Consider the following 8381-nt stretch of genomic DNA (forward strand, 5'->3'; position numbering starts at 1 on the left):
GAACAGAGAACCTCTGTGCTGAGCGCCCCTGCTGGGGCCTGCCACGGAGGGGTCGATGGGCATGCATTGGAGTTGGGCCGCCGTCTCGCTGCTGCTGTTGCCCGGGGCCGGAGGGGCGCAGGAGGCCATCACTCCAGAAGACTTCGACGCCACCGTGCGAAGGCTGGAGGAGGCCATCTCCGACAAGTCTTCCGGCGAGGGGGAAGAGGGAGAGGCTCAGCCCGAGGAGGAGGCCTCTGCGTCCGCGACGGCCGACTCAACACCGCCGTGGACAAACCTGCTGCGCATGGACGCGGCGACGTTGACGTTGCTGCCTCGGAGGGGCGAGGGCACCGCGGAAGGCTTCGTACAGGTGGAGCCCATGGTGGCTTTGGGGAAGGGGGAGTCGGTGCGCCTCATTCTCGGTGCGCCGGTGCGGCTGCGGCTGCGGCTGCGGGGCGGAGGAGAGGGCGCGGGCCTCGTGAGGAAAGAGGACTGGGACACGCTGTCCGACTGGGGGCAGGTGGTGCGCCTCTTCATGGTGGGAGGGGACACGCCCAACTCGGTGTGGTTGGGGATGATGGAGGGCTACTCTCTCCTGTCCGGGCACCTGGTGCGGCGCTACGGCAACCGCGTCAACCCCGACTACCACCCGGCCGGCGTCATCGCGACGGGGACGCTGGGGCCGGTGTACGCGGAGGCCTTCGCTTCGGACGTGTTGAGCGCGCGCCTGGCGGGGGCGGAGGTGGCCCTGGACGTGCAACACGTCCTCTTCGGCCGGCCTCTTGTCCCGGGGCGGTACACGCTGGCGCTGTCGGCGGTGCATGACTGGGGGCGGGTGGGCGGCACCGCGAGGCCCATGACACTGGCGCACTTGGACGCCACCGCCGTGGTGCTGCGGCGCGGGCGCAAGGGCCAGAGGGTGGAGGCGCACCTGCTAGGCGGGTGGGGTGGACGCCCAGGCGAGGGCGGGGCCTGGGGCGCGGTGGCGGGCGTGGGCGTGGATGCGCTGACGCCGACGGTGGACATGCGGGCCCGCCTGGAGGCCCGCCTTCAGCGAGGAGGCTTCCGGCAGGGATCCTTCGGCCCGGACTACGAGTTAGCGCGCTTCCAGGTGGCGGGCCCGGCCTCGGTACCGCTGGCGGAGGCGTCCTTCCCGGAAGGGGCTTCAGCCTACGGGGAGGTGATTCTCAGTTGGGACGCGGTGCGGCTGAGTGGCATGCGCCAACGACACCTCTTCCTCTCCCTGGGAGTGGAGGCCTTCTCCTGGGGCCGGGTGGACGTGGACGGGCGGGTGGAGGCGCAGCTCTTCCACCGCAATCTCACGGTGGGCGTCGGCGGACTGGCGACGGCCATGGGACAGCCGGGAGCGCGCTACCTCGTCTCGGGGGAGGCTCGGTGGCGCTTCCTGGGAGGCAACCTCTACACGCTGGGGCAGGGCGGCACGCTGCTGTTTCCCACGCCGGAGGGGACGCTGCGGCCGGGAGCCTTCGCGGCCGTGGGGCTGGGGGTGGACAATGCGCGCTGAGCGACTGCCGTGCGGCGTGGTGGGCCTGGTGCTGGCCCTGGCCCTCTTAACGTCGGGGTGTGCCTCGCTGCCCTCACGGGCGGGCCCTGGAGGCACCCTGGCTGCCGTCTCGGGCGCGACACCCCTTGCGGCCTTGGGGCGCAGTGCTGTCGCGAGTCTCCCCGAGGATGATGCGCCCGAGGACTTCGACGCGGAGTCCGCGGACGGACCGCTTCTGCACCGCCGCCGGGCCACGCCCTCTCCCCCGAATCCCGGCGGAGGAGAAACGGCGCCCCTGCGAGTGGTGGGGGCCCTGGCAGGTGTGTGCGGGGACGTCCCCGCGGGCTGGCCGCACCTGGACTCGGAGGACGAGGTGCTGGCGCCCTTCCTGGCGTGCACCACGCCCGCGGCCTTCCTGGCCTTGCAGCGCCAGGCGGACATGCCCCGGCTGGTGAAGGCCCTCTCGGACTGGAACGCCGTTCGGCTGGGCGCCTTGGGCCCCCTGGAGGCCGAGGCTGCCCGCGTCCTCCTCAAGAAGCGCGCGGCCTTCCTCTCCACCGCCGTGGAGAAGCACGGCCTGGCCAAGGCGGAAGTCCTCGCCCTCTTCGTCCTGCACACCTCGCACGACGACGAGGTGCGGCAGCTCTTGCGCCTGCTGGCCGAGGACAAGCTGCTGAAGCGCGCCTTGGGGGCCATGGAGGTGGTGCGCGAGGAGCTGAGGCAGCGAAGCATGGCCCTCGCTGACTTCCCGGAGCGGAGCTTCCGCGGCGGCGACATCGCGCGCGGGCTGGGGCGGGCCGCGGACGACGTCGCGGCCTCCATTCCCCTCGTCGGCGGAAGCCGGAGCGTGGATGCGTCCACGCTGCCCCTGCAGCTCCCACCGCCCTACCGGGCTGCGTACGAGGAGGTGGAGAACGCCCAATTCCTGGGGGCCTTCGCGCCGGGCAACGTGGCCCTGGCGTCCTTTGACTCCCTCACCTTCGGGGTGCCGCTGGGCTTCTACCATCTGGCGGCGGGGACGGCGCAGGGTGGGGCCTCCCTCGCCAAAGGGGAGTTCGAGGAGGCCACGCGGCAGTTGGCGCCTGCGGCCCTCATGGTGGGGCTGTATGCGGGAGGGAAGGGAGCGCGCGCGCTTCGTGAAGCTGGCGTCTCCCGTCTGGAGCGCGCTCGCCTCCAGGCGGTGGTGTCCCGCGTGGAGTCGCTGAAGGCGGTGCTGGAGAGGTTGGAGGCGCGAGTCGGGGAGAGCGTTGTTGGGGAGTTGGCCCGCTACCTCCAGCAGGACCGGGGCGCAGCCATCCTGGTGGGGGAGTGGGGCGAGGCGGGCGCTCTGGCGCTGTACGAGGCGCGAGGCAACGTCGCTCAGGCACAGGCCACGTTGGCGGTGTGGTACCGAGAGCCCCCGAGTGCTGCGTCCGCCGGCGGGGGCTCCGGGAGAAGGGGCGGTACTCGGCCCTCCGTGCCTCCCGAGGCGGCAGGGCTCCCGGCTGAGGTAGCGGAGGCGAAGTTCAAGCAGTTGGAGGCGGAGTTCCCTGGAGAGCGCCTGTCGATGAACGCGGTGGTGCTGACGAGGCACCGCCAGGCCCTGCAGATGGCTGCTCCCACCGAGGTCAAAGTGGGGCCACTCTGGGACGACTACGTGACGTACCTGGAGACGCGGGCCGCAGAGATCAAGCAGGGGATTGCGGAGAAAGGGCCTCTGAAGTGGGCGGGCTACCGGCTCGTGCGCGACAGGTACGCTCGGGGCTTGGCCTTCGAGAGGATGATGGTCGCTCTCCTGGAGGCGGACGCGGTCCTGCCCCGGGCGCAGCGGCGGTGGCTCAGGGACTTCGACCAGCCGCGCATCGAGACGCACGTGGGGGTGGCGAAGGCGGACCTTCGCTTCGCGGACGTGCTTGTTATCGAAGATGGGCCCGCTGCTGGCGCGACACCACGCGTAGAGACGTTCAGCCTCAAGAGTCGTGATCTTTCGCAACTCGGAGCCGAGGCACTCACGACTCAAATGATCGAGGACGCGAGCGCTGCCTTAAGGTACTACGGGGAGACCCTGAACATCCGCCGCCCCGGAATCGAACAGACGGCACAGATCCAAAGAGTCCGCCTTATATATGAGGGCGGAAAGCTCAAGCCTGCGGATCCGAAAGCATCGCGAGCGGCCGTGCGAGATGCTCAGAATGAAGTAGAGGGAGTGGAGGTGTCGTCCCAATGAATGGAGCTGAGAAACGCAGACCTGACACCGACGACCGTCTTCGTCTCTCCTTTGAGGCTACCTTCGAGCAGGCCGTAGACCTGAATCAGGCGTTGGAGCCCTTTTTCAGGGCGCTTGAGTCTCACGCGGGCACGTGGATGCCGGAAGTTGTTGAAGGCAAGCGGAAGTACACATACTCCCGCGTTTCCGTCATGAAGGCGCTGGACGAGAAGCGCGGAAAGAAAAGCATGTCCGTTGGCCTCTCTCGTGCGACGTGGCCCGTGTTGGATATGTCCCTTAGGCTCTCGTTGCCGCCATCAGCCCCCAGATTGTATGTCTGGGTCTCTGTTCGGCCACTATCGCTTTTCAGGGAGACAGTGCGTTGCAGCGAGTTTGTGGGCATGGTCCGCGCCTGGGCTTCTCATTACCCTGTTGCTGGCGCCACAGCTAATAGTCTAGCTGAGGATCAGCTGGCGGAAGGCTCAAGCCTTGACAGCGCTGTGGACCCTTCAGAGGAGAATGGGGGCGACAGGATTCAAGAAGTGTCCTGGCTGAACATCTTCGGTCCCAAACTCGTAGAGAGCGTAGGTCGAGAGCGGATGCTCTCGACGCCTGCGCACCTTGTGGAGGAGCTTCCCAATGGCTCCGTCCTCCTCGTGCTACGGCCCACCGCCGCCGACTTCGCCAGTGAGGAATCGCGTGTGGCCCAGGCCCGCGCGCATGTCCACCTGCAGCCGGATCTCGACTTCGACACGGTGTTGCGCACGCTGCGGGAGAGGAGCGCCGCACTCGTACCCGTCGAGTCGCGCTTCCACCCCGACGTGGCGCCGTTCCTCTCGCGGCTGACGGACGAGTTCGCCATCAGTGAGCGGCAACGCAAGATCGCCGAGTTCAACGCCTTCCGGCCTCCTGTGCCGGAAGAGTGGCTGCCGGTCGCCCTTCCATCGGACGTGGCGAATCCGGAGCGCGTCCTCGAATCCTACGGAGACTTGTCCGAAGGTCTAATGGCTGCACTACACACCAAGGTGCCCTCCATCATGGACGAGACGGCCGAGTCTCTCACGGACTTGGACTTCTACTTCTGGAGGGATGACTTCCCTGAGAGGTACGAGCGGCAGCTCATTGATGGGCACACCGCACCGGCGTTAGGCGTCTACCTAGGAGACGTGCTGGTGCGGCGGTTGGGCGGGACGTGGGTGCTGCGGGCGAAAATGGAGGAGTCCCAGGTGCGCGTTGGGAAGCGCGTCTGGCTGCCCTTCCTCCGCGCCCGCAGGTACATGCAGTCGCGCGAATCGCTCTTGGAGTACTCGCTCACCCAGTTCTTCAAGGAGGCAGAGCGGTACCGGCCCTGACTGGGGCGTGGTCGAGCCTGACGGCGGCGTCTGGCGCGCAGGTCGCAGAACATAGGGGTACCCTTTCGCTTTAGCCGCCCGGCTGCTCCTGCTCGTTGGTGCACGTGCAACACTTTGCATCGTGGCGATGGTCGCACCGGCATGTCACTCACTCGCCTCGATGACCTGCCGAATGTAGTCTTGACGCAATCATGACTTAGCGTCCGGATTCTGGGAGGCACACGTGTTAATTACGCCAACTGGCGCACTTGCCATCCGGTCTGCGCCAGCCAGGGCCGCCGCGGCTCCCGCAGCCGCTGTTGCCATATCCATCGTGGCTGCGCGAAGGTCCCCCACGATTGCTTCCATTGCTGCCCTGGGAGTTCCGGTTCGGCTGTGGACTCGTAAGATTTGCTTGCCGTTCCGCTTCGTCAACCCGGACGCGCTCCGTCTGGGTCAGCAGGGCCTTGTGGCAGAGGTTCGGGTATCTGCCATCAAGGCACATCTTCAGGTTCTCGCGCCGTTCCGCTTCGTCAACCTGGACGCGCTCCGTCTGGGTCAGCAGGGCCTTGTGGCAGAGGTTCGGGTACCTGCCATCAAGGCACATCTTCAGGTTCTCGCGCCGTTCCGCTTCGTCAACCTGGACGCGCTCCGACTGGGTCAGCAGGGCCTTGTGGCAGAGGTTCGGGTACCTGCCATCAAGGCACATCTTCAGGTTCTCGCGTCGCTCCGCTTCGTCAACCCGGACGCGTTCCGTCTGGGTCAGCAGGGCCTTGTGGCAGAGGTTCGGGTACCTGCCATCAAGACACATCTTCAGGTTCTCGCGCCGCTCCGCTTCGTCAACCTGGACGCGCTCCGACTGGGTCAGCAGAGCCTTGTGGCAGAGGTTCGGGTACCTGCCATCAAGGCACATCTTCAGGTTCTCGCGTCGCTCCGTCTCGGCCGTGGTTTGCGCGTACGCACCTGTTGAGAGGGCCAGTGCTAGGATTGTGGCGTACAATAGCTGAGACATTCTTCGCCCCCTCGTCTGGTGCTTCAGGTCGCTCTCCGGTTGCTGCGGCTCAGGAGATTACACTTTGAGGTAGTGTCCCGAGAAGAGGTCGAGCGACTATGAATGGGAGCTGATCGTGGATGGCGCGTAAAGACCGCAAGAGCTGCGAGGCCTGACGCTGCCTTCAGTCCGAAATAGTGTGGCATGGAGGGCTCCCCCGTCGCGCGGAAGTCGTTGTCTTGGCAGGTGGGGCGAGTCGACGACGACCTCGTGCTCGCCTCGCTCACCTGCCTTGACGACCTTCCCATCGGGGCCTTGGTGCGCCCATGACGCGGTGCCCGAGTTCTGGATAGGCGCAGGTATGGATACAGTAGGCCGTACTGCAGTCCTGCACTGACCTGTGCGACCACGAAGGACTTTCACTGTGAGGGCGTAAGTGAGCGAGTCTTATCTGAAGGATACCGTCGATGCTGTCGAATTCGAAAATTCAGTCTCGGATAGGGAACTGCATGATTCGCTGTCTGCGACCGTTGCCTGTTTCCAATCCTTGAAAAAAAGTCTTCCTGCTGATTGGCCGCATGGCGCTAGGTATGGAATTACTGTGGCCAGGATGGCTGACTTTGCAAAGAGGAAGGAAGGTAGTCGTTATTGGCATGCGCTAAACCTCCCGCTCTGCGTGCATGCGGCGGGAGCAGGCTACCGGGATTTGAAGGCAAGAACCCTCATGGAATCGCTACTGCGAGTCTTAGATGGCTTCGCTCGGGATTTTAGTGCGGTGCCAGGGGTACGGAAAACTTTGGAGCCACTTTGGACTGATTCAGCTTGGAACATTGATCCTCCTGAAATCTGGTCTGTAGTGGCGACAGCCTTCTTGGCGCAGACCTACCAAGCAAATGGATTCAAACCCATCGGATTTGGTCTCAAGATCGGCGAAGGCCAAAAGGACGCGGACATCCAGTTTCGACAGTCCAATGGTAATGTTGTGCATGTCGACGTCGAGGCGTGGCATGTAGTCAGACTTGAAGGCCTAGACCCCGAGCAAGCTCGGGCTGCATTGCAACGCCGAGTCGAAGGTAAGTGTGATAGTAAGTTCAGAGACCTGCCCAAGTCAGAGCTTGGGGTGGCGGCAGTCGTTTGTATGGCTGCCAATGCCCACTTTGATCTGATGATGAAGTACTCGAGTTTGGCCGGTATGTACCTGCTTGATGAAAGGTATGTTGGTCAAGGAGGGTATGTGTATTGGGTGGGCGGAATTACTGATGGAAAGTCAATGTGGGTCGAGTTTTTCGATGAGTCCGCATTGAGAAAGCGTCTCGCAGAGGTGTCTAAAGGTCGAGCATAGCTAGCACTTGTTTGACGTGAGCTTAGAGGCACGCCGCTATGCATCTTCGGCATCGCCCCTGCGAGGGAGGAAGGCATGGAGGCTGGCGTATGGGCATGCGAATGGACTACGCCCTTGGCAGGTCCTGGCCTCTGTGCGGAGGGGAGCCCCGAAGGTGAACCGGACCGAACCGGCGTTCCTCAGGACGCTGGTGCGTGGCGCGTGCGAGCGGCTTTCCCTGGTGCGCTGCGCGATGGGGCCAGGGAGCGCAGGAACTGCTGCGCTCCTATGGGTCGCAGCAGCTCCACGAGGCGGCGGCGCGAGGGTTGGGCTCTGCGGTGTCTTGGCCCTCTCGGGGGCTCTCGGGAGGCGCGCGGGACGAGAGAAAGCTGTCTGCCTCGCGCGGAGGGTCGAGGGCCCGGTGAAGGGAAGCGGAGGCGGTTGGATCAGAGGCCTCCTGAAAGCGCCTTCACTTTGGGTATTGATTGGGAGGGCCCCGCCGGCCTTGCTTTGCCTCCTTCGGGACCAGCAAAGCAGGTAAGAGACGAAACCCAAAAGCAGAGAGTGACGCCTTTTCAGAAACTCCAGAGCGGAAAGAGCGGGTCTCCAGGGGAATGTTGTTAACCGCCTCCCCAGAAGTTAACAGCACTTGTTAACCACTCTCGGCCTCTCTCTCCCCAATACGGGGGAAAGAGCGCTCTAGAGAGCCCAATCGGCGGTGGAGAAGAGGGGGTGTCTTGCTCTGCGTTGGCGAGAGCCGAGAGCGCCCTCTTCGTCACCGCGAGCCAGAATCCCTTGGGATTCAGGGGCTTAAGCACGAAGGCCCCGCGATGTCATCGCGAGGCCCTTGTTAAACAAAAAGGGCCCTACTAGTTGGTAGGGCCCTTCAAGTAGCTCCCCGAATGAAGCCCTGCGCGAACTCGCTCTCGGCTTTTCTCTGATTCACGCCTCGGCTGATTGAGTCGGGCTCCAGAGTGAGCCGAGAAGACTGAGCACTGCTTGGGGCCGGGCGCGGTAGTAGCCCAGCCCCGAGCGCAGAGCATTCTGAAGCTCGGTCATCTCGTCGA

At 64.6% G+C, this 8381-nt stretch carries 5 protein-coding genes; all 5 read left to right on the forward strand.

Annotated elements, in window-relative coordinates; genetic code table 11:
* Positions 1 to 55 precede the first annotated feature (55 nt).
* The 5 genes from AABA78_RS27095 to AABA78_RS27115 all read left to right on the forward strand — a co-directional run bounded on the left by AABA78_RS27095 (position 56) and on the right by AABA78_RS27115 (position 7335).
* On the forward strand, positions 56 to 1507 hold the full coding sequence (locus AABA78_RS27095) for a hypothetical protein (protein ID WP_338267185.1): 1452 nt from the start codon (positions 56 to 58) through the stop codon (positions 1505 to 1507).
* Positions 1497 to 3692 (forward strand): hypothetical protein, encoded by a 2196-nt coding sequence (locus AABA78_RS27100; protein ID WP_338267187.1) that lies wholly within the window; start codon positions 1497 to 1499, stop codon positions 3690 to 3692. The genes AABA78_RS27095 and AABA78_RS27100 overlap by 11 nt, the downstream gene beginning before the upstream one ends.
* The gene (locus AABA78_RS27105) at positions 3689 to 5023 is read left to right on the forward strand and encodes a hypothetical protein (RefSeq protein ID WP_338267189.1); all 1335 of its coding nucleotides are present in this window, start codon (positions 3689 to 3691) and stop codon (positions 5021 to 5023) included. Before AABA78_RS27100 ends, AABA78_RS27105 begins: the two co-directional genes overlap by 4 nt.
* A gap of 394 nt (positions 5024 to 5417) precedes the next feature.
* Positions 5418 to 5972: a hypothetical protein gene (locus AABA78_RS27110; protein WP_338267192.1), complete on the forward strand. Its 555-nt coding sequence runs from the start codon at positions 5418 to 5420 to the stop codon at positions 5970 to 5972.
* 457 nt (positions 5973 to 6429) lie between these two features.
* Positions 6430 to 7335 carry a hypothetical protein gene (locus AABA78_RS27115; RefSeq protein WP_338267194.1) on the forward strand — a complete coding sequence of 302 codons (906 nt, stop codon included), beginning with the start codon at positions 6430 to 6432 and terminating at the stop codon, positions 7333 to 7335.
* Positions 7336 to 8381: the final 1046 nt, after the last annotated feature.

This window comes from Corallococcus caeni (assembly GCF_036245865.1).
GTDB classification, from domain to species: domain Bacteria; phylum Myxococcota; class Myxococcia; order Myxococcales; family Myxococcaceae; genus Corallococcus; species Corallococcus caeni.